Here is a 25418-nt window from a genome sequence, read left to right as displayed (position 1 = left end):
ATGATCCCCCTCCCTTTTCTAACCGTGCGCCCCATGTCCGTCATCGTCGACACCTTCATCGCCCCGCCCTGTGCGGCCACCATCGAGATCCTGTTCGAGGATGAGCACCTGCTGCTGATCAACAAGCCGAGCGGCCTGCTGAGCCTGTCGGGCAAGAACCCGCAGAACCTCGACTCGGTGCACCATCGGCTGGTGCAGGCTTACCCCGGCTGCGCCCTGGTCCATCGCCTCGATTTTGGCACCTCAGGCATCATGCTGGTGGCCAGGAACAAGGCCATCAACGCCCTGCTCTGCCGCCAGTTCAGCCAGCGGGCGGTGAGCAAGGCCTACAGCGCCCTGCTGTGCGGCCACCTGGCCGAAGACGAAGGGGTGATCGATGCCCCTATCGCCAAGGATCCGGCGCTGTTTCCGCTGATGAGCATCTGCACCGTCAACGGCAAACCCGCCCGCTCCCGCTATCAAGTGATTGAGCGGCTAGAGCAGCAGATTCAGAGGCAAACAGTGCAGCTGACCCGGGTGCGACTGGTGCCGGAGACCGGCCGCACCCATCAGCTGCGCATCCACAGCCAGCAGCTGGGCCACCCCATCCTCGGCTGCGATCTCTATGGCGGCCTGCTGCCACCCGGCTGCGAGCAGGCGCCGCGGCTGATGCTGCACGCCAGTGAACTCGATTTTATCCACCCGGTCGGCGGCGAGTCGATGCAGATCCGCTGTGAGGCGCCCTTTGCGCAGGCGCTGGCCGCCATGACGGGGCAACCGGGGTAACCCGAAGCAGGGAAACAAGGGGCAGACAAACAGAAGAGGGACAAAGCGGTAAACGGCGGATAAAGATAGGGGCCGTGCTTTCGCAACGGCCCCCACCCCCCACTCGGTACTCTTTGTTACAAAGAGGGCTATCAGATCAGCTTGCGGGCGGCGCCCAGTACGATCTTGATGGCATCAGATTCGGTTTTCGCCATGGTTTCGGCGTTCGGGATTTCCTGCTGGGTACGGTTGACGATGACGCCAGCCACCATACCGGCGCGCAGGCCCTGGCTGGTGCACATGGTCAGCAGGGTGGCAGATTCCATCTCGTAGTTCAGCACGCCCATGGCTTGCCACTCTTTCATGGAACCCTGGAAACGGCTCACGACGCGGCCGGATACGGTGTCGTAACGCTCCTGACCCGGGTAGAAGGTATCGGAGGAGGCAGTCACACCGATGTGCAGCTTGGAACCCAGCTCTTTGGCGGTGTTGACCAGCGCGGTGGTGCAGTCGAAGTCGGCCACGGCCGGGAACTCCATAGGCGCGAAGTGCAGGCTGGCACCGTCGAGGCGCACGGAACCGGTAGTGACGATCACGTCGCCCACGTTCAGGTGCGGCTGGATGGCGCCGGTGGTGCCGATGCGCAGGAAGGTACGGATGCCCAGCTGAGCCAGCTCTTCCACCGCGATGGAAGTGGACGGGCCGCCGATACCGGTGGAGCAGATGATCACGGCCTTGCCGTCCATCTCGCCGCGCCAGGTAGTGAACTCACGATGGCTGGCCAGGTGCACCGGGTTATCCAACAGCTCTGCGATGCGCTTCACGCGCTCGGGATCACCAGGGACGATCGCCAGGGTGGCGCCTTGCAGATCCGCTTTCTTCAAACCCAAGTGAAATACATCAGACATAGTGGACTCCTGGTTGCTCCCCACCAGCATGGTCAGGGCGCAAGTTAAGATGATTCTTTATGGTACTTTCAAGCCTTCACTCCCCTCGTCGGGGAGGCGCCAACTATGGTCGAAAGCGCTTTCCAATTCCTTGAAGCATCTCACACTTCCTTGCATTGACAGTGACAAATTCGGCGCAAAACGTTTGCTAACCTGATGAATTAATTGAAAAACGTTTTTCTGCCCGCGAACGGGCAAGGGCCCTTGTCAATCCCTGTCGCGCCCCATGTTTCCGGTACGTGATCGAGTCCATAAAGTTGCAAAGCAGATACCATTGACCCCTTTTCATCCCCTCTGACGATGTTATGTTGGCGCCCGCATACCACTTAATGGCTAATAAAACGGAGTCCATCATGGCGACATTCAAGTTCTACATTCCCGCAATCAACCTGATGGGAGCAGGCTGTCTGCAAGAGGCGGCAGCTGATATCAAGGGTTATGGCCATCGCAAGGCGCTGATCGTCACCGACAAGATCCTCAACCAGATCGGCGTGGTCGCCAAGGTCGCCGGCCTGCTGGCAGAACATGGCATTGAAAGCGCAGTTTTCGACGAGACCAAGCCCAACCCGACCATGACCAACGTGGAAGCGGGCCTGGCCATGCTCAAGGCCAATGGCTGCGACTGCGTCATCTCATTGGGCGGCGGCTCCCCCCACGACTGCGCCAAGGGCATCGCCCTGGTGGCCGCCAACGGTGGCAGCATCAAGGATTACGAAGGGGTGGATCGCTCCGCCAAGCCGCAGCTGCCGCTCATCGCCATCAACACTACCGCCGGCACCGCCTCCGAGATGACCCGCTTTTGCATCATCACCGACGAGGCCCGCCACGTGAAGATGGCCATCGTCGACAAGCACGTCACCCCGCTGATGTCGGTCAACGACCCCGAGCTGATGCTGGCCAAGCCGGCCGGCCTCACCGCCGCCACCGGCATGGATGCGCTGACCCACGCCATCGAGGCCTATGTCTCCATCATCGCCACCCCGGTGACCGATGCCAGCGCCATCATGGCCATCCAGCTCATCGCCAAGCACCTGCGCACCGCCGTCAACCATGGCGATGACTTGCACGCCCGCGAGCAGATGGCCTACGCCCAGTTCCTGGCCGGCATGGCTTTCAACAACGCAAGCCTTGGCTACGTGCACGCCATGGCCCACCAGCTGGGCGGCTTCTACGACCTGCCGCACGGGGTGTGCAACGCCGTGCTGCTGCCCCACGTGCAGGCCTATAACGCCCAGGTGTGCGCCGGCCGGCTCAAGGATGTAGCCCGTCATATGGGGGTGGACGTGAGCGCCATGAACGATGAGCAAGGGGCCGCCGCCGCCATTGCCGCCATCCAGCAGCTGGCTCGCGACGTCAAGATCCCGGCCGGGCTGGAGCAGCTCGGCGTCAAGGCCGACGACTTCAACCTGCTGGCCGAGAACGCCCTGAAAGACGCCTGTGGCTTCACCAACCCGAAACAGGCGAGCCACGAAGAGATCGTCGCCATCTTCCGCGCCGCCATGTAAGGGGGCAATCGGCAGAAAGGGTCGCATGGCGGCCCTTTTTATTGGCTGATGGATCAATGGCTTTTTACTTCCGTAGAGGGAGCCGGTATGATTTGCCGAGCTTAAAAAGACTTGAATGGATGATCTGAACTCGATATGCGGATGAAACACCTGATTGCCGCGGCCCTGACCGCCCTCACCCTGTCTGGTTGCAGCCTGGTCTATCGCATCGATATTCCTCAGGGCAACTATGTGGAACAAAAACAGGTCGACAAACTGCGCCAGGGCATGACCCGCGAGCAGGTCGAGTTCGTGCTGGGCTCCGCCATGCTGCGCGATGGCTTTGACCCGAACACCTGGTATTACCTCTATGAATTCCAGCCGGGGCGCGGCGAGAAAGAGCGCAAGGAACTCACCCTGACCTTTGCCAACGACAGATTGGCCACGGTCACCGGCGACTTCCCGCTGCCAGCGGCCTTCCATACCCCGCTCTGATCCCACCCACAAAACCGGCCTCGCGCCGGTTTTGTTTTAGCGCCGCCAGCCACGGACGACCCGCTGGCAGAGGGCAGCCCCTCAGCGGATGCGGGCGTCACTTTCATCACACAGGGAGAGCAGCATGAGCCGGATCCTGATCGCCGGAGCCAGCGGCCTCATCGGCCGCGAGCTGGTGCGACAACTACCCGCAGAGCACCAACTGACCCTGCTCTGTCGTAGGCCCGGGCCACCGCACCCCGCCCGCCACTGGCTGCCGGTCAATTTCGATATGCTGGCCGAAGTGAATCTGCCCGAACCGGTGGATCTCGCCTTCTGCTGCCTTGGCACCACCCGCAAGGAAGCCGGCTCAGCCGAGGCCTTTCGCCGGGTCGATCTTGACTATGTGCTGGCCTTTGCCGAGCTGGCCCGCCGCCACGGCTGCCAGCGGCTGGTGGTGGTCTCGAGCCTGGGGGCCAACCCGCACTCCCCTGCCCTTTATCCGCGCACCAAGGGGGAGATGGAGCAGGCGCTGCTGGCCCAGTCCTGGCCGCGACTCGCCATCGTGCGCCCCGCCATGTTGCTGGGGGATCGCCAGCCGCCGCGCCGCTCGGAGCAGTTTTTCCAGGCCATCTACCCGTTGCTGAAGCCGCTCCTGGTCGGCAGGTTGCGCCGCTGGCGCGCCATCGAGGCCGGCCAGGTGGCCCGCGCCATGATCGCCCTCTCCCGCCAGCCCACCGGCTGCGAAGTGGTCGAAAACGAGCGGCTGCTCCAGCTGTAGCTAAGCGCTTCGACTTGGCGGGTAGATGACGGTATCAAAAAAGGCGCCAGGGCGCCTTTTTTATATGGGGTGTCGTGCCAGTGCTGGCACCTTTTATACGAAGTATCATGCCTGCCAATGCAGGCATTTAGTCGGACTGTTTGCGATTGGCATTGGGACGGCCACCCGTGACAACGTCGGCACGTCCCTCTTCCTTGGCCTTTTCCGCGCGCTTCTTGCGCATCTCCTTGGGATCGGCGATGAGCGGACGGTAGATCTCGATGCGATCGCCATCTTGCAGCAACTCGGAGCCCTTGACCGGTCGGCTGTAGATGCCGAACTTGTTGACCGCCAGATCGATCTCGGGGTGTTTTTGCACTATGCCGGATTGCTCGAGGGCCGCCAGCACCGAGGTCTGTGCAGGCACCCGCAGCCGCAGCACCGTCTGCCGTTCGGGCAGGGCGTAGACCACTTCAATGTTGAGTTGATCAGGCACCGTACACCACCTTGGCGCGGTTGGAGAAGGCGAGCACCATGGAGCTCACCAGATCGCGGAAGATCTGGCCGAAGGCCAGCTCGATGAGTTTGGAAGTGAACTCGAAGTCGAGATCGAATTCCACCTTGCAGGCATCCACGTCCAGTGGCGTGAAGGTCCACCAGCCCGCCAGCTTGCTGAAGGGCCCCTCTACCAGCTCCATCTTGATCTGCCGGTTGGCATCGAGCAGATTGCGGGTGGTAAAGGTCTTGGCAATCCCGGCCTTGGCCACATCGACCGAGGCAGTCATATAGTCATCGCCGGCTTCGTGGACACGGCTGCCGACACAACCGGGCAGGAACTCCGGATAAGCGTGAACATCATTGACCAGCCTGAACATCTGTTCGGCGCTGAACATCACCAGGGCACTGCGAGTAATACGGGGCATGGCTTTTCCTCATCCAATCGCCGCGATTTTATCATCATGTTTCATCTTGTGGAGGTAAAACCTCGGTCAAACTGCTCATAAAGCCATCAGTTGACCCGCTGCGCGTTTTACAGCCGCCCTTGCCCACGTATAATGCCCTCCTCCCAGTCATTGCCGGAAATCGCCCGTCATGAGCAAAAAAAACAGTAAAAACAAAGCCGGGTCCAACACCATTGCACTCAACAGAAGCGCGCGCCACGAATACTTCATCGAAGAGAAGATCGAGGCGGGCCTGTCCCTGCAAGGGTGGGAAGTCAAATCTCTGCGGGCGGGCAAGGCCAACATCAGCGAAGCCTATGTAATCTTCCGCGATGGTGAGGCTTACCTGTTCGGATCCAGCTTCCTGCCACTGCAAGCGGCCTCCAGCCATGTGGTGTGCGACCCGACCCGGACCCGCAAACTGCTGTTGAGCCGTCGTGAACTCGACAAGCTCGAGAGCCTGATTGCCCGCCAGGGCTACACCGTCGTTCCCCTCGCCCTCTACTGGAAACAGTGCTGGGTCAAGGTCGAGATCGGCCTGGTGAAGGGCAAGAAAGAGCACGACAAGCGCGAAGACACCAAGGCCCGCGAATGGGATCGGGAAAAAGCGCGCATCATGAAGAACAAGCACCGCGGTTGATGGAACGCCGCCTGCCGGGCGCCGCCCAATAAACCAGCAATCGACCGGCCAAGGCCGGTCGATTGCCATCAACGCCTTGCCATGACAGGATTTTTGCGTACAATCGCTCTTAACAACTTGGGGCTGATTCTGGATTCGACAAGATTCACGAAACCCAAGGTGCATGCCGAGGTGCGGTAGGCCTCGTTAATAAACCGCAAAAAAATAGTCGCAAACGACGAAAACTACGCACTCGCAGCTTAATAACCTGCGCTGAGCCCTTCTACCCTAGCTTGCCTGTGTCCTAGGGAATCGGAAGGTCATCCTTCACAGGATCGTGTGGAAGTCCTGCTCGGGGCGGAAGCATTAAAACCAATCGAGCTAGTCAATTCGTGGCGTGTCTCTCCGCAGCGGGTTGGCGAATGTAAAGAGTGACTAAGCATGTAGTGCCAAGGATGTAGTAATTTTGGACGGGGGTTCAAATCCCCCCAGCTCCACCAAACGTTTGGAAAGGGCCACCTCGCAAGAGGTGGCCCTTTTTATATCCGGCATCCTGACATTTAGAAAAGATTCACGCCTACCAAGAAGGCAGGGAGATATCCAACCCAGGCACTGTAACGTCAACAAACTCGTCAATGCCCCGCCACAACCGAGCCTGCTCGCGAACGGCCTGCTGATAGGCCCAGGTCACTATAGCGGTAGAACGTTCAGCATCCACCCCCACCAAAAGCCCGAGCTCGTCGGTGAGGAGTGTTCCGTGCGTCACAATATTCTGCTCATACCAGGTATCCCTGTGTTCTGGCGCTGCCAGGAAGTCACGCTTGCTGCGATTGCAGTTAGCATGTGCCAGCACGAAGTTGTGACCCAGATCGAGAGGATAACGGCGCCAAGGGATGAAGTGATCCACCTCGCCAGCCCCCTGTATCGCCTTGCGGCAGTAAAAGCAGGTTCCCCCCTGCAACTCTCTCAGTACTTTCCCCACCCGTCCCAGCCCCTGCCGGCGTGAACCAAAGAGAAAATCTTCCAGCCCAACACTGGGGCCAATCAGCCCCTGATTGCCCTTTATGTCGCAGATAAGCTGCAGCCAATGCTGTCGGGAAAGGGAGACAACCAGATCGTAAAAGCGATGAAGACAGTAGAGAATGCCGGGGTTAAGGCAAATGTGATCCACCCCCTTGTGATGAGGATAGAGGTGGCACACCTCCTGCCCTCCCAGGATCTGCAAACGCCATAACGGGCCTTCAATCAGGATACGCCGCACTCGGGCAATGAGAGGTCGCCAGGCAGAATGGCCCCGCAAAGCGGTCACCGAGCTCACACCCTCTTCACGCAGCCGAGACAACTCCGTCAGCATGATTGCCTGACGTCCGCTGCTCTGCTTGAGCAAGGCAGCACTTTCTTCCGTTGCCGAGTAAGGTAGAGAGTGCTGCCAGTAGAGCTCAACAAATTTGGCTGCAAGCTCATCCAACGTGATGGTACGGGCCGCTGCCAGTTCATGGCTATCGGCATTGCGCCCGATGGCGATATCTGCAATCCCGTGAAGCAAGGCGCACTTGTAAGTAGCCACAAAGTCGCCTTCGGTGAAAATACGCTGCAGATAAGCGATGAAAGCAAGTTGTTGCTCAGGGGAGGCGTGCATGTGTTCCCCCCAGGATCAGGCTCTGCCAACTTAACTCACCACGAGCCATGACATCCTGTTGTAGGGCCGAGGCATGGAGAATCGTCAGCCCCTCCTTCCGTGCCAGACACTCAACTTCCTCGAGGCTCACCGGGAACATAGCCCGCTCCCGCATCTCCTGCTCCGATGCGGAGAAGCGAAGACTCAACACCAGATAACCCTGTGGCGAGAGCAGCTCACCAAGACGAGCCAAGGCCAGCGGGCGATCCGCCAAAGACAAATGCATCCAGACCGCACTGAGCAGGATCAGATCAAAAGGGCCAATGACATGAGAGAGTGCTGGCATGGAATCATTGACCCACGTCACAGCTAGCGTGCGAGTATGGTGTTGACCCAACGCACTCAAGGCATGGCAAGGCTCGACCGCCACAACATTGTTGCCGGAGTTAAGGCCAGCCAGAAAGGCTGCATCCCGTCCACTGCCCGCCCCTACGTCAAGTAATCTGCGTGGAGCAACCTCCAGCCAGGGCTCCAGCAATGTGAGCCAGTCACCATGAACGGCACGGGCCGGGATTTGCTGATAACGGACCGCCAGCTCGTGGGCATGGTACTGGTAGTAAGCAAGTGACACGATGCGTTCCAATCGGGAGAGGAAGAAAAATAATCTCACAGGATCAGTGAGTTGGCCATTCTTTCATATACAGCAAGGGGGCTCAATCCCTCGCCCCCGCCTGCTGGCAGGCCCAGTCGATAAAAGCTTGCGCCTTGGGGTTCTGGCAATTGGGCAGGGTGGCGATGTAGTAACGCTGGGCGCAGCGCACCGCCATGTCCGGGAAGGGGGCCACCAGCTCGTTCTGTGCCAGCCGCTTGCTCACCAGGTTCTGCCGTCCCATGGCGATCCCGGCGTGGTTCATGGCGGCGATGATGGCGAGATCGGAGCGATCAAACCCCATGCTGGCCCTACATGCCGAAAGCGACACGCCGGACTGCTCGGCCCAGCTGGACCACTCGTCGCCGTCGGAGTCATGGCCCCAGGCTTGCCGATCGTGCAGCAGGCGGCAGTGCGCCAGGTTGGCCGGGTTGCCGAGCAGCCCGTGCTGTTCGGCATACTCCGGGCTGCACACCGGCACCATGTACTCGTCCATCAGCGGGTGGATGGCGAGCCGCGCAGGCGTCTGGTCATCGAAATAGAGGGTGAGATCGATGCCGTAACCATGCAGATTGATGTTCTCGTTGCCGGTCATGATGTTGAGCTCGATCTGGGGATGCAGGCGGGAAAAATCTGCTAGCCGAGGCACCAGCCAGCACTGGGCGATGGAGGGGCGCGAGTAGACGGTCAGAGTGCCCGACAGCTCCTGATGGCGGATCTCCAGGATCTCCTGATTGATGAACTCCAGCGATGACTTGAGCGCCCAGAACACCCGCAGCCCGTCTGCCGTCAGCGCCACCTTGCGGTGAAAGCGCTGGAACAGCTTGAAGCCGAGATCCTCCTCCAGCGCGCTTATCCGGTGGCTCACCGCACTCGGGCTGAGCGCCAGCTCGTCGGCCGCCAGCGCAAAGGATCCGTGCCTGGCCGCCGCTTCGAAGGTGTGCAGCCTGGCCAGCTGATAGCCGTTGAGCAGTTTGTTTCCCGCGATGCGGCTTCTGGCCACCTGATGATCCTGTTGATACATGACGTCCCCATTGCCCCCCTTCAACACGTGCGCCGATGATACCGAAAAAGCGGCCCGCTGAATCAGCTCATATCACCCAATATCGCCATCAGGTCAACAATATGATGAATGGGGTGCTCTTGCATCAATCCAGCTCATCCAAGACGCTCATTTCATCATTTGTCACGGCCACCTCATTAGCATTGAATAACGCCAAGCTTATTCCCATGCCGGGGCGCGCCGCGGCTATCCCAGCCTTGAGACGGCATCGGCCGTGACTGGCCGGCACGCCCGAATTCCATGACGAGGCCGAGAACACCATGAAAAACATCGACGTATCACAACTCACCCACCAGTTTCCGCTGCTGCAATCCCTGATCGCGCTGGAACCGGTGACCTGGTTCAACCCCAAGGCCACCACCCTGATGGAAGGTCTGCCCCACGTGGGGCTCGATGGCCGCGATGTGGCGGATGCCTCCGCCCGACTCGCCCGCTTCGCCCCCTACCTGTGTGAAGCCTTCCCCGAGACCCGCGCCAGCAAGGGCATTCTCGAATCCGACATCGCCGCCATCCCGACCATGCAGCGCGCCCTGAATGCCCGTTACGGGGTCGAGGTGAGCGGCCGGCTGCTGCTCAAAAAAGACAGCCATCTGCCCATCTCCGGCTCCATCAAGGCGCGCGGCGGCATCTACGAGGTGCTGGCCCACGCCGAGCAACTGGCGATCAAGGCCGGTCTGCTCTGCGAAGAGGACGACTATCGCAAGCTGTTCACGGACGAGTTCCGCCACTTCTTCGGCCAGTACAGCATCGCGGTGGGCTCCACCGGCAACCTTGGCATGTCCATCGGCATCATGAGCGCCCGCCTCGGCTTTCGCGTCACCGTCCACATGTCGGCCGATGCGCGGGAGTGGAAGAAGCGCAAGTTGCGCGAACATGGCGCCATCGTGGTGGAATACGCCGAGGATTACGGGGTAGCGGTGGAGCAGGGACGCAAGGAGGCCGAACGCGACCCCAACTGTTTCTTCATCGACGACGAGAACTCCCGCACCCTGTTCCTCGGCTACGCGGTGGCCGGTGAGCGGGTGAAAAAGCAGTTTGATGACATGGGGATTGTGGTGGACGCCGACCATCCGTTGTTTGTCTACCTGCCTTGCGGTGTCGGTGGCGGCCCCGGCGGAGTGGCTTTTGGCCTCAAGCTCGCGTTCGGGGAGCACGTTCATTGCCTGTTTGCCGAGCCGACCCACTCCCCCTGCATGCTGCTCGGGGTGCACACCGGCTTGCACGATGCCATTGCGGTGCAAGACCTTGGCATCGACAACCTCACTGCGGCCGATGGCCTGGCGGTGGGGCGCGCTTCCGGCTTTGTCGGCCGCGCCATGGAGCGGCTGCTGGCCGGTTTCTACACCCTGAGCGATCAGGAGATGTACGACCTGCTGGGACTCTTGGCACGCACTGAGCAGATCAAGCTCGAACCTTCTGCCCTGGCCGGCATGGCAGGCCCGTGGCGCGTCGCGGCCAACCTTGCGTGGCAGGCCGGTCAGGGGCTGGATGCCGCTAGAATGGCCCGAGCCACCCACCTGGTATGGGCCACCGGCGGTGGTATGGTGCCCGCCGAGGAGATGGAAAAGTACCTGGCCAGCGCCCGCCTCTGATCTTTTTTTCAGCCATAAAACCCGCCAGATTGGCGGGTTTTTCTCGTGTGGGATCAGCAAGATGGCGCCCCTGCTCACCATCCCACACATCAGACGGCCAGACAGCTGGACATCTTGAATTGCCGACAATCCCCCCAAGCTGGTTATTTTGTGATACGATAGTGGCCGTTTTTTGACATCTGCACCCACGTTGGCGCCCTGATCCGGCGAGATCGCGACCCAATCCGTCGATCACAACCATCACGGGCATGCAGAAAAACCGTGGCCTGATGGCCCCGTCCGGCACAAAGCCTGGCGGCGGTCAGCAAGACACACGAGATAAGGAGATCGGGCAATGAAACAATATCAAAGCTGGCTGGGACAATATCTGATGAGTCGCCGCGATGGGGATCACGCCATGGCATCCGAACTCGCCAGCTCCATCTGCGAGTTCTGGCAGGCCCAGGGAGACGAGGCCGAGCTCAGCAAGTGGCAGCAGATCTACCAGCAGCACGTGGAAAAGACCACCTGACCCATTGGGTGCCCCCATCGGCACCCGCCCATCACCCATAAAAAAACCGGCGCTCATGGCGCCGGTTTTGCATTTCAGGGACCAAATTACATCTGGTCGACCATGTCCTGGGCGAACTGGGAGCAGGAGCGCAGGGTGGCACCTTCCATCAGACGCTCGAAGTCATAGGTGACGGTCTTGTTGCGGATCGCCGCTTCCATCCCCTTGATGATGAGGTCGGCCGCTTCGGTCCAGCCCATGTGACGCAGCATCATCTCGGCAGAGAGGATGAGGGAGCCCGGGTTGACCTTGTCCTGACCAGCGTATTTCGGCGCGGTGCCGTGGGTCGCTTCGAACAGGGCCACGCCGTCGCCGATGTTGGCACCCGGTGCGATGCCGATGCCGCCCACCTGGGCCGCCAGCGCGTCGGAGATGTAGTCGCCGTTCAAGTTCATGCAGGCGATGACGTCATACTCGGCCGGGCGCAGCAGGATCTGTTGCAGGAAGGCATCGGCGATGACGTCCTTGACCACGATGGTCTTGCCGGTTTTCGGGTTCTTGAAGGAGCACCAGGGGCCGCCGTCGATGAGCTGGGCATCGTACTCTTTCTGGGCCAGGGCGTAGCCCCAATCCTTGAAGGCACCTTCGGTGAACTTCATGATGTTGCCCTTGTGCACCAGGGTCACGGAGTCGCGATCGTTGTCGATGGCATACTCGATGGCGGCACGGACCAGACGCTCGGTACCGGCCTTGGACATGGGCTTGATGCCGATGCCGCAGGTCTCGGGGAAGCGAATTTTCTTCACGCCCATCTCGTTTTGCAGGAAGGCGATCACCTTCTTGGCTTCGTCGCTGTCGGCTTTCCACTCGATGCCGGCGTAGATGTCTTCGGCGTTCTCGCGGAAGATCACCATGTCGGTCAGATCAGGACGCTTGACCGGGCTCGGGGTGCCCTCGTAGTAACGGACCGGACGCAGGCAGATGTAGAGATCCAGCTCCTGACGCAGGGCCACGTTGAGGGAGCGAATACCGCCACCGACCGGGGTGGTCAGCGGGCCCTTGATGGCCACGCAGTATTCACGAATGAAATCCAGGGTTTCGGCCGGCAGCCAGGCACCTTCGCCATAGACATGAGTCGATTTCTCGCCGGTGTAGATCTCCATCCAGGCGATCTTGCGCTCGCCTTTGTAGGCTTTCTCGACCGCGGCATTCACCACATTCAACATGGCCGGGGTCACGTCCACACCGATGCCATCCCCTTCGATAAACGGAATGATCGGATGGTTGGGAACCTGCAGCTTGCCGTTGGCATCGACTGTGATTTTCTGGCCCTGGGTCGGGATAACTACTTTGCTTTCCATCGGCATCTCCTAACTTCCGTTTGTTATCAATCTGTAAGTTGCGCGCGGCCATCTTAAGCCCATCCATTTGCAGAATCAAATGGCGAGCACGCATGTCAGACCATAGTCGCGCACTGGATCACAATGCGTCCCTTCTGCCTGCTCCGGATCCGAAGCAGCCCCGCCGGCGCCTGACTCGGACAGGCTCCAGCAGCATCCCTGCTTATCCTGCCAGCCCCTCGGCCTGCCCCTGCGGCTGGCTGAGTGCCCGGTACTGGGAGGGGGTCAGCCCGGTCTTCTGCTTGAACACCCGGCAAAAATAGTTCACATCGCTGTAACCACAGCGGCTGGCCACCTCTTCGAGGCGAAAGCGGTATTTCTTGAGCATGAACTTGGCCCGATCGATGCGCACCCAGCTGATGTAATCGGCCAGGCGCATGTGCCCCTGCTCGCGAAACAGGTGCGACAGGTGGCTGGCCGAGACGTTGAAGCGATGGGCGATCGAATCCCGGCTGATGGGGCGGTGAAAGTTCTCCTGGATATAGATGCAGATCCCGTGAAACAGCTCGGCCCCCCGCGGCCGCTCGAAGGTGGACTCGGCCAGCAGCTGGCGCACGCTGGTGAGCAGCGCCTGCAGCAGGTGATTGTCGGTGGGGGAGCGAGCGGGGTCCTCGGTCAGCACGTTGAGCGCCGCCAGTATGTGTTCGTTCACATGGCCGGCCCGGGCCATGATGCTGTGCTTTTGCACGTCAAAGAAATCGGGGTCTTCCCGCCGCTTGCTCACCAGACTGAAGCCCAGCTGGCGCTTGCCGAACAGCAGGCTCAGCACCGAGCAGTCGGTGGTCCAGAGCGGCTTGTTCCAGCCGTTGGGGGGGATGTAGAGCGCCTGCCCGGGGGCGATGCAGATCTCCTGGCAGCCCTGCTCTCTGTCCCAGATCTGGTTGCGATACTCGCCGCTGAACACCAGCTCGAGGCGGGGAAAGTTGACCTGATAGCTGAAACCGGGCGGCACCCCCTGATCCTGGGCAAACCAGATCTGGTCGAAGGGGGCCTGCTCGTGGAGGGCGCCATCAAGCAACTGGCTGAAGACAAGAGACATGCTGATCCTGATCAAGAGAGAGGCAAGCGGTTGCGGTGCCCGCGACCGCCCATGTTATAGTCCGGTCCACGGCAGCAATGCCACCCTTTTCTGCACCCGATTTTCTGCACACCAAATGAGGCATCCCTTATGAGCAGTCGCGATCTGCCCTCTTTTTTGTCAATGCAAAATCCGATTCAAGGCTACGACTGGGGCAGCCATGACGCCCTCACCACCCTGTTCGGCATCCCCAATCCGGCGGGCAAGCCCCAGGCCGAACTCTGGATGGGTGCCCACCCCAATGGCTGCTCCGAGGTAGTGCTGGCCGGGCAGGCGCAAAAGCTCTCGACCCTGATAGAGAACGCCCCCGCCGCCGTGCTGGGCGAGGCCACCCAGGCCCGTTTTGGCAGCCTGCCGTTCCTGTTCAAGGTGCTGTGCGCCGAGAAGGCCCTCTCCATTCAGGTGCACCCGAGCAAGGCGCAGGCCGAAGCGGGCTTTGCCAAGGAAGAGGCCGCCGGCATCTCGCCCAAGGCCGCCAATCGCAACTACAAGGATCCCAACCACAAGCCCGAGCTGGTGTTTGCCCTCACCCCCTATCAGGCGATGAACGGCTTTCGCGCCATCCCGGCCATCCTGGCGCTGTTCGAGCGGGTCAAGCTGCCCGCCCTTGCCGAGCTGGTCGCCGCCCTCGCCGCCAGCCAGAACGAAGCGGGTCTGCAGCACTTCTTCCACCAGCTGCTGGTGCTGGAAGGGGCGCACAAGGAGGAGGCACTGGCGGGCCTGCTGGCCTTTGCCGCCGCCCATCAGGATGAAGAGACCTTTGCGCTGATCACCAGCCTGGCCGCCCAGTACCCGGGGGATGTGGGGCTGTTCTCGCCGCTGCTGCTGAACGTGGTGACCCTGCAGCCCGGTCAGGCAATGTATCTGGACGCCTGCACCCCACACGCCTATGTGCGCGGCACTGGCCTCGAGATCATGGCCAACTCCGACAACGTGCTGCGCGCCGGGCTCACCCCCAAGTACATAGACGTGGCCGAGCTGTTGGCCTGTACCCGCTGCTTGCCCAAGCCGGACGACCAGATCCTGCTTGCTCCCCGCATGGAAGGGGCGGTGCAGCACTTCGAGGTGCCGGTGCCGGACTTCACCTTCAGCGTCTACCCGGCGGGCGAGCACCAGCTTACCACCGCCAGCGCCGAGATCCTGTTTGCCATCGACGAGGCCGTGATCCTCAAGCGCGGTGACGACACCCTGCGTCTCGAAAAGGGTCAGTCCGCCTTTATCCCGGCCGCCACCGGCCGCTACCAGCTGCTGGCCGAGGGCCGGGTCGCCCGCGCCGGCAACCGCTGCTAAACCGGTCTGCATCGACCCACGACCACAAGGGCCATCCAGGATGGCCCTTGTTTTTTAGCGGTCTCAGCCACCGCGCCCCCCTGCCTTCTGCCGATAAATTTCTTGATGTGCGGCATAAATTCATCAGATCCTGCTGTCGTCCTCTGCCGGGTTGGCTATCATGCCCGTCTGGCTATCACTGCGCCTTGACCCTCGCCGGGGCCACCACAGTCATCCGGCACCAGTTCAGGAAGAACATCATGAAAGGCTACTGCGGACTATCCGTTTTACTGCTGGCGCTGCTGGGCAGCCCGGTGCATGCCGCCTGTGACAAGGGGGTGGCGCTCAGGCTGGCCAAGGCGTTCTGGAGCGAGCACAAGGATTTCTATTACGCCGACCCGGCGCCGCTCAAGGCGCTGCTCACTCCCGACTTCTTCGCCGTGCTGAGCAGCGAGGCCGCCTGCAACGCCGACGGCGAGGTGTGTGCCATCGATGCCGATCCCTGGATCAACGCCCAGGATGGCGAGGTGAGCGAACCCGTCAGCTTCACCCTGGCCAACGAGCAAGAGCAAGGGGTAACGGTCAGGATGCAGTATCTGTTCGCCCTCTCCGACACCCAGAAAGAGCCGCAGACGGTCAGCCTCCACTTTCAAAAGAGCGGCGACGACCGCTGCTACCTGATGGATGACTTCATCCCGCCCGGCGATGGCTCGCTCAAGCAGCGCCTGCGCCAGTGGCAGAGCCACAACGCCATCGAGCCGCAATAAAAAACCCCCGCCATGCTGGCGGGGGTTTTGCATTCTGCCGGGCCGCGTGCGCCTTAGCGCCGGGCTGGCCACGGGTCACTCCTCCACGGCCTCCGGCTGAGGCTCTTCAGCGCGGATCTGCTGCAGCTCTTCGACCCTGGCCTGCCATTTGTCGTGGGCCTGTTTGCGCTCCTGTTGCTTGAACTCTTCGCGCATGGTGTCGATCTCTTGGACCAGTTTTTCCATCGGGATGTCTCCTTACATCTGGGTGAACATGACAAGTAAAACGGGTTGACGGCACACTCCGCATCAAGGGCGTTGGCCTGTCGGTTCATCAGGTTTGACTTCCGGTTTGCCAAAACTGTCCAACTAAATAAACGATTGGATATGCAAAAAGCAATCTAAAAAATGATTAAACGTCTCCCGGAAGGCCATCAAAAGGAGGTCAAAACCGCCTCTTTCCACTCCGACCAATAAAACACAACACATTAATTATCAAACAGTTAAGTGCAAACCACTACAAATTCGCACACCCTTTTCAATCGGCCAATTATGCACTGATTTTTCATCCCCTCATTCTTGCGTTTCCTGCCACCCCGCCACCATGAGCATCCCCCAAAGCCAGGCCGCCGATTTTGCCGACCGGCTCACAATTTTCTCGCCTGCTCGAGCGCACAAATCTCCATCCCGTCGTCTGCCGACAGCATTCAGGCTCACCACTTATTGGTCATCAGTCGTACTCGGATTAAAAATAACCTTATGTTTTAAAATGTATTTCTATAGAAACGAGCTCGTTCATTCAGGCAGGACAAAATGCGAGCAGGGTCACAGGCAGGCAGCATCGGCACAAAAATCCAGTAAAGGGCACATATCTCCGATTTCGGCCGAGGCACTTGGGAGAAACAATAGGCAGGTCAACCAGTTGCACCACCGTTTTCAACAGAACCACTTCCATTCGGACGGCACCAGCCAGGAGAGAACCATGCTCACCACCCTGATAGATGAAGGATTGATCTGCCTCGATATAGCGGCCCGCGACAAGCAGGCGCTGTTCGTCGAACTGGCCGAGAGGCTCAAGGCCAGCGGCAAGATAGCCAGTCAGGATCAGTTTGTCCGCGACCTCTGGGCACGAGAGGAGCTCGACAACACCGGCTTCGAGCAGGGGGTCGCCCTGCCCCACGCCAAGAGCGAGGCGGTGCGAGAGCCCGCCATCGTGGTCGGCATCAGCCGCCAGGGCATCGACTACGGCGCCGAAGATGGCGAGTCTTCCAGGCTGTTCTTCATGATTGCCTCCCCGGCGGGCGGCGCCAACCACCATATCGAGGTGCTGGCCGAGCTCTCCACCAAGCTGCTGGAACCCGGTTTCATCGCCAGCATGCAGGCAGCCACCAGCCGCGCCGAGGTACTCGCCTTGCTGGCCGCACCAGGGCCGTCCGCAGCCCCTGCCTCCCCCCGGGCGCAACCTTCCCTGCCGGCGGAGCCGCAGGAGCGCGGCATCAAGGCCCAGCTCAACACCCTCAAGCAGCATTTGCTGTTCGGCACCTCCCACATGATCCCCTTCATCGTCGCGGGGGGCGTGCTGCTGTCGCTGTCGGTGATGATCAGCGGCAAGGGCGCCGTGCCCGAGGCTGGCGTGCTCAAGGACATGGCCGATATGGGGATTGCCGGGCTCACCCTGTTTACCGCCGTGCTGGGCGGCTACATCGCCTACTCCATGGCAGACAAACCGGGCCTGGCCCCCGGCATGATCGGCTCCTGGATTGCAGTGCAGCAGTTTCACACCGGTTTTCTCGGCGCCATCCTGGTGGGCTTTATCGCCGGCCTCATCGTCAACCAGCTCAAACGCATAAAACTACCGGACTCCATGAGTTCGCTCGGCTCCATCTTCATCTACCCGCTCATCGGCACCTTCCTGGTGTGCGGTATCGTGATGTGGGTGATAGGCGCCCCCATCGCCGCCATGATGGAAGGGATGAACCACTGGCTCTCCAGCATGGCGGGCTCCGGCAAGGTGATGCTGGGCGCCATCCTCGGTGGCATGACCGCCTTTGACATGGGCGGCCCCATCAACAAGGTGGCCACCCTGTTCGCCCAGACCCAGGTCAACACCCAGCCCTGGCTGATGGGCGGGGTCGGCATCGCCATCTGCGTGCCACCGCTCGGCATGGCGCTGGCGACCCTGCTCTCACCGCGTCGCTACAAGAAGGAAGAACGTGAAGCGGGCAAGGCGGCCGCCATCATGGGCATGATCGGCATCAGCGAGGGGGCCATCCCGTTCGCCGCCGCCGATCCTGTGCGGGTCATCCCGGCCATCGTCGCAGGCGGCATCGTCGGCAACATCACCGGTTTCATGATGCACAGCATCAACCACGCCCCCTGGGGCGGCTGGATCGTGTTGCCGGTGGTGGAGGGCAAGATGGGCTATATCCTCGGCACCCTCCTTGGCGCCCTCACCACGGCCCTTATCGTCAACCTGCTGAAAAAGCCGGTCAGCGACACCGATGAGAGCAACGAGCGCCAGGAGGAGTACCAGATCATCGAGGCGGAAGGGGAAGCCGAAGTGCTGGCCATCACCGCCTGCCCCTCCGGCGTGGCCCACACCTTCCTGGCCGCCAAGAGCCTGCAAAAAGCGGCCGCCAAGGCCGGCATCAAGCTGAAAGTGGAAACCCAGGGCGCCAACGGCATCATCAACCGCATTACGCCCAAAGACGTGGCCAACGCCCGCTGCGTCATCCTGGCCCACGATGTGGCCATCAAGAACAAGGAGCGCTTCGCCCATATCGAGGTCATCGACGTCAAGACCCGGGAGGCCATCCACAACCCGGAAGGGCTGCTGGCCCGCACCCAGCCGGGGCGCCAGGTGGCCTGATAACGGGCTTGAGAGTACCTACGAGAGAAGGGGCCAAGGGCCCCTTCTTTTATCCCGGTATCAGGCAACAGCAAACCCCGTTCGTCAGCCGCCCGAACGGGGATAGCGCCCTCCCCCTCTGGATCGATAAGATAGGAGCCATATTGTGCCTTCGCCTGCCAGCCGGCCTCGCGACCGCACCTGGACGGAGCCTTGCAAAACATGGAATTGACGGACGTACTGCTCACCCTGGCGGGTCTGGTGACCGCCGGCATCATTCTCAAGAATCGCGCGGTAACCCAGCCCGACTGGGACAAACTACCTACCCTGCCCGAGTACCTCGCCCGTCATCCCGAATGCGCCACCGACGATAGTGAAAACGCCAGTTGCTGTGCCTGCGGTTCGCACAAGGTGCTGTTCAGCCCGCTGACCGGCGCCGGCGATTACCGTTTGCGCCACACCTGCCTGGCCTGTGGCAAGGTGCTGTTTCGCAGCCGCGCCATTCTCTGACTCAAGGTAAGTACCGACAACTTACCGCCTCGAAATAGCAACCGCCGCCCGAGGGCGGCGGTGTTCTATCCAGCCAGCAGCTCTTGCAGTGCGCTGATCAGGGCGTCGAGGCCTTTATCTACTTTTGAGCGCGGGCAGCCAACGTTGAGGCGAAGATAGCCTTTGCCTTCTGGGCCATAGGTGTCGCCGCGCATGATGGCGACCCGGTATTTTTCCACCAGCAAGGTTTGCAGCGCATCCATCCGCTCGGTGGAGTCGATACCAAGACCGTTCAAGTCAATCCAGGCGAGATAAGTTCCCTCGGGCACCCGATAGTCAATGGCGGGGAAGGCGGCGTTGAGCCGCGCCGCCACATGGGCGAGGTTGCCGTGCAGGTAGGATTTGAGCGCATCGAGCCAGGTAGCGCCGTCCCGATAGGCGCTGATATGGGCCAGCACCCCGAGAATGGGCGGCGATGAAAGGCCATGGGCCGCCTTGAGCCGTTGCAGATAGGCGCCCCGCGCCCCGGCGTTGGCGATAAAGGCGTAGGCGCCGCCAAGGGCCGGAATATTGAAGGATTTGGAGCCCGAGCTCACCAGCGCCCAGCCATCGTCCGGTGCCACCTCACTCCACGGCAGATAGCGGGCAAAGCTCACATCCATATGGATGTCGTCCGAAATCACCTTGACCCCGTGGCGCTGGCAGATGGCGGCCATCCGGCCCAGTTCATCCCGCGTCCAGACCCGGCCAGTGGGGTTGTGGGGGCTGCAGAGCAGCAAAATCCGGCAATCGGGGCGGGCCGCCTGTTGCTCGAAACAGGCCCAGTCGATCTGATAACTCCCCCCCTCTTTTTTAAGCGGACAGGGCAGCAGCCCCCTGTCGTTGGCAGCCAGCATATTGCCGAAGGCATCGTAGGCAGGGGTATGCACCAGCACACCTTCGCCCGGCGCCGACCAGAGGCTCACCAGCTGGGCAATCACATAGATGACCGAGGGGCCGTAGACCAAGGTCTCGGGGTCGAGGCTCGCCCCGTAGCGGTGGGCAAACCAGTTGCTCACCGCCCCCTTGAAGTCATCGTGATTCCAGCGGCTGTAGCCAAATACCCCGTGCTCAAGGCGGGTTGCCATCGTCTGGCGAATGCAGGGGGCGGTCTCGAAATCCATGTCGGAGATGGTAAAGGGGAGCAGGTCGGCATGGCCAAAACGGTCGGCTACATAGTCCCACTGGGTGCAGTAGGTGCCGTGGCGGTCGACCACATGGTCGAAATCATAAATATCGTGCATGAAGTTTCTCCACCCATAAACAGGAGACATATTGGGAGAGGCAAACAAGGGGGGCTTGCGCCCCCCGTTCGGATTTTATTGGCCGGTTCAGGCCCCCATCAGGCTCTGCAGCTGGTTTTTCACCAGATGCACCTGCGGGCCGATCACCACCTGCAGGTTGTGCTCGTCGAGCTTGATCACCCCGATGGCGCCGTTCGCTTTCAATACCTTGTCATCGACCCGGCTCATGTCCTGCACCGACATCCGCAGGCGGGTGATGCAGTTATCGAGCGCCAGAATGTTATCGGCGCCGCCCAGGGCGTTGAGGATGATTTCACCGTTGTAACCGCTGTTGCCGGCCTTCTTGCCTGCGGGCTGGGCAGTCTCGCTGGTTTCGATTTCACGGCCAGGGGTTTTCAGGTTAAAGCGCACGATGGCGAAGCGGAACACCCCGTAGTAGATGGCAAACCAGATGGCAGCCGCGACCGGCACCAGATACCACTTGGTGGCGGTGCCTTGCAGCACACCGAACACCAGAAAATCGATGAGGTTACCGTCGGTGTTGCCGATGGTGACACCAAGCAGCCCCATGGTCATAAAGCCCAGACCGGTCAGGATGGCGTGAATAACGTAGAGCACCGGCGCCACGAACAGGAACAGGAACTCGAGCGGCTCGGTGATACCGCCGATGACGCAGGCCACCACGCCGGAGACCAGCAGCGCCTTGATCTTGCCGCGATTTTCCAGGCGAGCGCAGTGATACATGGCGAGCGCCGCACCCGGCAGGCCGCCGAGGAAGGCAGGCATCTTGCCCTGAGAGAGGAAGGAGGTGGCAGAGACCGAGAAGCCGGAAGTGTCGGCGCAGGAGAGCTCGGCGTAGAAGATGTTGAGTGCGCCGCTCACCTCGTTGCCGCACACCAGCGACGTGCCGCCCGCCTCGGTAAAGCGGATGAGCGCCACCAGAATGTGGTGCAGGCCGAGCGGCAGCAGCAGCCGCTCGCCAGTACCGAACAGGAAGGGACCGAAGGGACCGGCGTGGGAGATGAGCGTCCCGATGCCGTTGATGCCGGCGGCAAACCAGGGCCAGACCAGAGGCACCACCAGACCGACCACCCCCAGCACGATGGCGGTGATGATGGGCACGAAGCGGGCGCCGCCGAAGAAGGCGAGCGCATCGGGCATCTGGTAGGTGTAGAAACGGGCGTGCAGCTTCGCGACGATCACCCCGACGATGATGGCCCCCAGAATGCCGGTGTCGATGGAGCTGATGCCGAGGATCGATTTCACCCCGTAGGCCTTCTCCGCTGCCGCGTCACCAATGACGTTGGCCACCGTGAGGTAGAAGTTGATGGAGAGGTTGAGCGCCGCATAGCCGACGAAACCGGCAAAGGCCGCCACCCCCTTCTCTTCGCGCGCCAGCCCCAGCGGAATAGCCACCGCGAACATCACCGGCAGGTAGATAAAGGCCACCAGCCCGACCTTGGTCATCCAGAGGAACAGCAGTTGCAGCACGGTATTGTCGAGGAAGGGCATGCTCTGCTTGACCGCATCGCTGGTGAGCGAGCTGCCGACACCGAGCAGAATGCCCGAGAAGGCCAGCAGGGCGACCGGCAGCATAAAGGTCTTGCCGAGGCTCTGCAGGAACTCCCAGACGGTGGATTTGGCGGGGGACTTGGCCATGTGTCAGATCCTTGTGAGGTGAGGGTCATTCGATACGCCTGCCCGGTACCGTTCCTGACAGATGGCGACGGTGAGCCGTATCTGGTTTTTTTGGATGATAAAACGTTTTATCAACTCACAAGTGCCGACAGGATCACAGTTCAACCGCCCTGCTGGACGCTGTTCCTCAAATTTGTGAGACAGATCCATGGGCGCGGGATGTAACGTTTCACTCGGCAACCCAAGCGAGTATGCTGTGCACCTCGTCTCTTCGCCTTGATCGCCACCGCCTGCCTATGTCGCCCAAACCGCTGCTCGCCAACAACCCCAAGATCACCGACGTGGCCCGGCTGGCCGGGGTCTCGGTCACCACCGTCTCCATGGTGCTGCGCGGCAAGGGGCGCATCTCGCCGGCCACCGCCGAGCGGGTGCAGCAGGCGATAAAAGAGCTCGACTACGTGCCCAACAGCGCCGCCGCCAACCTGCGCAGCCAGCAATCCAACCTGGTGGGTCTGATCCTGCGCGACATCACCGACCCCTTCTATACCGAGGTGACCGCCGGGGTGAGCGAGGTGCTGGAGCAACAGGGCTATCTGCTGTTTCTGACCCAGTGCGGCCACAGCCCAGAGCGGTTGCAGCAGAGCATCCAGTCCCTGTCGCGCCAGGGGGTGGCGGGCATCATCTTCAACCCGGTGCGCGGCGCCGCCGCCAAGCCGCTGGAACACCTGCTCGGCTCGGCGCTGCCGCTGGTGTGCGCCGCCCGCTCCTACTATCGAGACGACGTGGACTTTATCGGCCCCGACAACACCCACGCCGCCCAGCAGGCCACCACCTATCTCATCGAGCAGGGTCACCGCCATATCGCCTACGTTGGCGGGCGGGCCGACTCCCTCACCCGCGCCGAGCGCATCGGTGGCTACTGTGCCAGCCTGCTGCAATACGGCCTCCCCTTCAAACCGGAGTGGGTACTGGAGTGCGATCGCACCCAGCGCAGCGCCGCCGACACCATCGCCCAGCTGCTGCACCGGCACCCCAAGGTGACCGCCGTGCTCTGCCACTACCCCGAGGTAGCCCTCGGCGCCATCTACGGCGTCGAGGCGAGCGGGCGCAGCGTAGGCAAGGACAACTACGTCGGCCAGCAGGTGGCCCTGCTCGGCTTTGACGACGTGGCGGAGGCCGAACTCACCTTCCCCGCCCTCACCTTCGTCAGCTCGCCGGCCCGCGACATCGGCCGCCAGGCGGCCCTGCGCCTGCTGACCCGATTGCAGCAACCCGAGCTCGCCCCCAACCGCCATCTCATCATCCCCAGCCTGCAAAAGCGGGCATCGGCCTAAGCTGGCTGGGTGGCAAGCCCCCCCTTCACTTTTCCTGCGCCTTGATCCAGCGTCTATAGCGGGCGTTGCCAAGCAGGGTCTGCCACTGCTGGCAGGCCAGCGCCAGGGCGGGCGCGATCTTGGGGCGGCTCGGCTGCCCGCGCCCCAGCCGCCGCAACTGGTATTTCACCATCGCCATGTAACCTACCGAGGCCAGCACCTTGTTGCGCCAGGGGATGGGCCTGAGCTCGGCACTTGCCGCCTGCTCACGGTGCCATCTTGCGGGCAGATCCGGGGCGATGGCCAGCGCAGTGGCCATGCCGGCGACCGCCACCCCGCTGCCAAGCACCTGCTCCACCACCGGGTAGCGGCGAATTCCCCCGGTCACCATCACGGGCATATGGGCAACAGAGACGATCTCCCGAGCGAACTCCAGAAAATAGGCCTCCCGCGCCAGAGTCCGACCATCGCGGGCCTGGCCGTGCATGGCGGGCGCCTCGTAACTGCCGCCGGATAGCTCCACCAGATCCACCCCGATCGGGTTGAGCATCTCCACCACCGCCTTTGCATCCTCGGTGCTGAAGCCGCCACGCTGAAAGTCGGCGGAGTTGAGCTTGACCGACAGTGCGAAGCCGCTGCCCGCCTGCTGGCGGATCCCTTCAACTATCTCCAGCAGCAAGCGGGCGCGATTCTCAAGGCTGCCGCCCCAACGATCGCGGCGCTGGTTGGTAAGTGGCGAGAGGAACTGGCTCAGCAGATAGCCGTGCGCAGCATGGATCTGTACCCCGTCAAAACCGACACGCTGTGCCAGCAGCGCCGTGTTGATGAAGCGCGCCTTCACCTCGGCAATGTCGGCCTCGCTCATGGCTCTGGGCGGAGAGAACTGCCTCGAGAAACTGCCGAGCGCCATGGGTACGGCGGAAGGGGCCAGGGTGGGCTGCCCCAGCGCCGCCGGCATCTGGCGACCGGGGTGGTTGATCTGCATCCAGATCTGGGCGCCACCGCTCTTGGCCGCCTCGGCCCAGGCACTGAAACGCCCGGCCAGCGCTGGGGAGAGATCGTGGGAATCGAGTACCACGCCCCCCGGCCCCGTCATGGCGTGGCCGTCCACCATTACATTGCCGGTGATGAGCAGGCCGGCGCCACCCTCTGCCCAGGTACGATAGAGCTGGATCAGCGCCTCTGAGGGGGCATGGTCATAGTCGGCCATGTTCTCTTCCATGGCGGCCTTGGCGAGGCGGTTGATAAGCTGGCTGCCATTGGGCAGGGTCAGGGGAGTAAATGGGTTCATGGCGATCTCCTCGGTAGTGAGGACCCCACCATAAGTTTGAAGCTGACTTGAAGGTCAAGCCCCTTTATCGGGATGCCATCGCGATGGGAGAAATGGTCTCCACCCGCACAGCCCATAGGACCGTTGACATTCAAGCGGGCTTTCACCCTAGAATTCCCCTTGATCCCCCCTTTCGGCGGGCAGACCCGCCAACCCGCAGCCCAGGAGGCAAGATGAAGATCGGTGAACTGGCCAAACAGACCGGCATGGCGGCCTCCACCATCCGCTTCTACGAAGCCAGAGGCCTACTCAGCAAGGTACGGCGGGGTACCAACGGCTATCGCGACTACCCGCCCGAGACGGTACCCTTGCTGACCATCATCGGCCAGGCGCAGCAGGCAGGCTTCTCCCTCGACGAGATCAAGCAGTTGGTGCCCGCAGATATCAGTTCTTGGCAACACGCCCCGCTACTGGCGGCGCTCGAGGCCAAGGTGAGCGACATAGAAGCGCTGGAGACAAGACTTGCCCACAGCAAGCAGCAATTGCAGGCCCTGATCAGGCTGGTGGAGTCCAAACCCGACGAGATGCCGTGTGAAGAGAACGCCGCCCGGGTATTGGCTAGCATGGGTATTCCCTCCCCCGAGGGCATCGCAACAAACACCATCGCAGCCAAGCCCGCTACGCGCCCCAAAAAGTGATCCCG

The 25418-nt window shown here is 61.5% G+C and carries 25 protein-coding genes and 1 other RNA gene; 14 read left to right on the top strand and 12 right to left on the bottom strand.

The annotated features are described in order from the left end of the window. The gene (locus tag OKC29_RS06430; protein WP_162275646.1) at positions 1-765 is read left to right on the top strand and encodes an RluA family pseudouridine synthase; all 765 of its coding nucleotides are present in this window, start codon (positions 1-3) and stop codon (positions 763-765) included. A gap of 131 nt (positions 766-896) precedes the next feature. Here OKC29_RS06430 and udp read toward each other — a convergent pair whose 3' ends face one another. Then, positions 897-1652: a uridine phosphorylase gene (udp, locus tag OKC29_RS06425; protein WP_011705364.1), complete on the bottom strand. Its 756-nt coding sequence runs from the start codon at positions 1650-1652 to the stop codon at positions 897-899. Positions 1653-2044: 392 nt separating this feature from the next. Here udp and yiaY point away from each other — a divergent pair, with 392 nt between their 5' ends. The 3 genes from yiaY to OKC29_RS06410 all read left to right on the top strand — a co-directional run bounded on the left by yiaY (position 2045) and on the right by OKC29_RS06410 (position 4430). After that, on the top strand, positions 2045-3196 hold the full coding sequence (yiaY, locus tag OKC29_RS06420) for an L-threonine dehydrogenase (RefSeq protein ID WP_073349552.1): 1152 nt from the start codon (positions 2045-2047) through the stop codon (positions 3194-3196). Between the two features lie 135 nt (positions 3197-3331). Then, positions 3332-3670: an outer membrane protein assembly factor BamE gene (locus OKC29_RS06415; protein ID WP_011705347.1), complete on the top strand. Its 339-nt coding sequence runs from the start codon at positions 3332-3334 to the stop codon at positions 3668-3670. Between the two features lie 124 nt (positions 3671-3794). Next, the gene (locus tag OKC29_RS06410; RefSeq protein ID WP_073349550.1) at positions 3795-4430 is read left to right on the top strand and encodes an NAD(P)H-binding protein; all 636 of its coding nucleotides are present in this window, start codon (positions 3795-3797) and stop codon (positions 4428-4430) included. 127 nt (positions 4431-4557) lie between these two features. Here OKC29_RS06410 and OKC29_RS06405 read toward each other — a convergent pair whose 3' ends face one another. Both OKC29_RS06405 and OKC29_RS06400 read right to left on the bottom strand, forming a co-directional pair. Then, positions 4558-4905 (bottom strand): RnfH family protein, encoded by a 348-nt coding sequence (locus tag OKC29_RS06405; protein WP_024943861.1) that lies wholly within the window; start codon positions 4903-4905, stop codon positions 4558-4560. After that, positions 4898-5332, bottom strand: coding sequence for an SRPBCC family protein (locus tag OKC29_RS06400; protein ID WP_073349548.1), 435 nt, complete (start codon positions 5330-5332; stop codon positions 4898-4900). Before OKC29_RS06400 ends, OKC29_RS06405 begins: the two co-directional genes overlap by 8 nt. A gap of 169 nt (positions 5333-5501) precedes the next feature. Here OKC29_RS06400 and smpB point away from each other — a divergent pair, with 169 nt between their 5' ends. Both smpB and ssrA read left to right on the top strand, forming a co-directional pair. After that, positions 5502-5990 carry an SsrA-binding protein SmpB gene (smpB, locus tag OKC29_RS06395; RefSeq protein WP_011705343.1) on the top strand — a complete coding sequence of 163 codons (489 nt, stop codon included), beginning with the start codon at positions 5502-5504 and terminating at the stop codon, positions 5988-5990. 119 nt (positions 5991-6109) lie between these two features. Further along, positions 6110-6469: a transfer-messenger RNA gene (gene ssrA / locus OKC29_RS06390) on the top strand. A gap of 77 nt (positions 6470-6546) precedes the next feature. Here ssrA and OKC29_RS06385 read toward each other — a convergent pair. From OKC29_RS06385 to dsdC, 3 genes are read right to left on the bottom strand one after another with little or no spacing between them, the layout of a single operon-like run. Continuing rightward, complete coding sequence (locus OKC29_RS06385; protein WP_073349546.1) at positions 6547-7608, bottom strand: HNH endonuclease; 1062 nt, start codon at positions 7606-7608, stop codon at positions 6547-6549. Continuing rightward, on the bottom strand, positions 7592-8257 hold the full coding sequence (locus OKC29_RS06380) for a class I SAM-dependent methyltransferase (protein WP_073349544.1): 666 nt from the start codon (positions 8255-8257) through the stop codon (positions 7592-7594). The genes OKC29_RS06385 and OKC29_RS06380 overlap by 17 nt, the downstream gene beginning before the upstream one ends. 43 nt (positions 8258-8300) lie before the next feature. After that, on the bottom strand, positions 8301-9260 hold the full coding sequence (gene dsdC, locus OKC29_RS06375; protein ID WP_073349542.1) for a DNA-binding transcriptional regulator DsdC: 960 nt from the start codon (positions 9258-9260) through the stop codon (positions 8301-8303). A 299-nt stretch (positions 9261-9559) separates the two neighbouring features. On the opposite strand from dsdC, the gene OKC29_RS06370 reads away from it, so the two are divergent. Together OKC29_RS06370 and OKC29_RS06365 are read left to right on the top strand one after the other, a co-directional pair. Then, positions 9560-10891 (top strand): D-serine ammonia-lyase, encoded by a 1332-nt coding sequence (locus OKC29_RS06370; RefSeq protein ID WP_073349540.1) that lies wholly within the window; start codon positions 9560-9562, stop codon positions 10889-10891. Between the two features lie 334 nt (positions 10892-11225). After that, positions 11226-11402 (top strand): hypothetical protein, encoded by a 177-nt coding sequence (locus OKC29_RS06365; RefSeq protein ID WP_073349538.1) that lies wholly within the window; start codon positions 11226-11228, stop codon positions 11400-11402. A gap of 86 nt (positions 11403-11488) precedes the next feature. Here the strand turns inward: OKC29_RS06365 and icd are convergent, their stop codons facing one another. Further along, complete coding sequence (gene icd / locus OKC29_RS06360) at positions 11489-12742, bottom strand: NADP-dependent isocitrate dehydrogenase (protein ID WP_011705337.1); 1254 nt, start codon at positions 12740-12742, stop codon at positions 11489-11491. A gap of 202 nt (positions 12743-12944) precedes the next feature. Next, entirely contained in the window at positions 12945-13820 is an 876-nt protein-coding gene (locus tag OKC29_RS06355; RefSeq protein ID WP_005298937.1) for a helix-turn-helix transcriptional regulator, read from the bottom strand. A gap of 129 nt (positions 13821-13949) precedes the next feature. On the opposite strand from OKC29_RS06355, the gene manA reads away from it, so the two are divergent. Both manA and OKC29_RS06345 read left to right on the top strand, forming a co-directional pair. Continuing rightward, positions 13950-15149 carry a mannose-6-phosphate isomerase, class I gene (gene manA, locus OKC29_RS06350; RefSeq protein WP_049048538.1) on the top strand — a complete coding sequence of 400 codons (1200 nt, stop codon included), beginning with the start codon at positions 13950-13952 and terminating at the stop codon, positions 15147-15149. Between the two features lie 239 nt (positions 15150-15388). Then, positions 15389-15895, top strand: a complete 507-nt coding sequence (locus OKC29_RS06345; protein WP_073349536.1) for a hypothetical protein — start codon at positions 15389-15391, stop codon at positions 15893-15895. 75 nt (positions 15896-15970) lie between these two features. Here OKC29_RS06345 and OKC29_RS06340 read toward each other — a convergent pair whose 3' ends face one another. Beyond that, a complete protein-coding gene (locus tag OKC29_RS06340) occupies positions 15971-16120 on the bottom strand; it encodes a hypothetical protein (RefSeq protein WP_011705333.1) in 150 nt (49 codons plus the stop codon). A 736-nt stretch (positions 16121-16856) separates the two neighbouring features. Between OKC29_RS06340 and OKC29_RS06335 the strand changes: the two genes are divergently transcribed. After that, a complete protein-coding gene (locus tag OKC29_RS06335; RefSeq protein WP_162275645.1) occupies positions 16857-18743 on the top strand; it encodes a PTS fructose transporter subunit EIIC in 1887 nt (628 codons plus the stop codon). 201 nt (positions 18744-18944) lie between these two features. Further along, on the top strand, positions 18945-19232 hold the full coding sequence (locus tag OKC29_RS06330) for a hypothetical protein (RefSeq protein WP_017409991.1): 288 nt from the start codon (positions 18945-18947) through the stop codon (positions 19230-19232). Positions 19233-19297: 65 nt separating this feature from the next. Here OKC29_RS06330 and OKC29_RS06325 read toward each other — a convergent pair whose 3' ends face one another. Together OKC29_RS06325 and malX are read right to left on the bottom strand one after the other, a co-directional pair. Beyond that, a complete protein-coding gene (locus tag OKC29_RS06325; RefSeq protein ID WP_073349532.1) occupies positions 19298-20494 on the bottom strand; it encodes a MalY/PatB family protein in 1197 nt (398 codons plus the stop codon). Positions 20495-20581: 87 nt separating this feature from the next. Next, positions 20582-22153 (bottom strand): maltose/glucose-specific PTS transporter subunit IIBC, encoded by a 1572-nt coding sequence (gene malX / locus OKC29_RS06320; RefSeq protein WP_073349530.1) that lies wholly within the window; start codon positions 22151-22153, stop codon positions 20582-20584. Between the two features lie 275 nt (positions 22154-22428). Here malX and OKC29_RS06315 point away from each other — a divergent pair, with 275 nt between their 5' ends. Continuing rightward, the gene (locus OKC29_RS06315; RefSeq protein ID WP_073349528.1) at positions 22429-23466 is read left to right on the top strand and encodes a Mal regulon transcriptional regulator MalI; all 1038 of its coding nucleotides are present in this window, start codon (positions 22429-22431) and stop codon (positions 23464-23466) included. A gap of 25 nt (positions 23467-23491) precedes the next feature. On the opposite strand, the gene OKC29_RS06310 is transcribed toward OKC29_RS06315, so the two are convergent. After that, on the bottom strand, positions 23492-24736 hold the full coding sequence (locus tag OKC29_RS06310) for an NADH:flavin oxidoreductase/NADH oxidase family protein (protein ID WP_011705326.1): 1245 nt from the start codon (positions 24734-24736) through the stop codon (positions 23492-23494). Positions 24737-24948: 212 nt separating this feature from the next. On the opposite strand from OKC29_RS06310, the gene OKC29_RS06305 reads away from it, so the two are divergent. Continuing rightward, complete coding sequence (locus tag OKC29_RS06305) at positions 24949-25413, top strand: MerR family transcriptional regulator (protein ID WP_011705325.1); 465 nt, start codon at positions 24949-24951, stop codon at positions 25411-25413. Positions 25414-25418 lie beyond the last annotated feature (5 nt).

The organism is Aeromonas sp. QDB34, assembly GCF_027705405.1.
Lineage (GTDB): Bacteria > Pseudomonadota > Gammaproteobacteria > Enterobacterales > Aeromonadaceae > Aeromonas > Aeromonas hydrophila.
The sequence above is the reverse complement of the archived record's forward strand: the minus strand, read 5'-3'. Positions and strand labels throughout refer to the sequence as shown.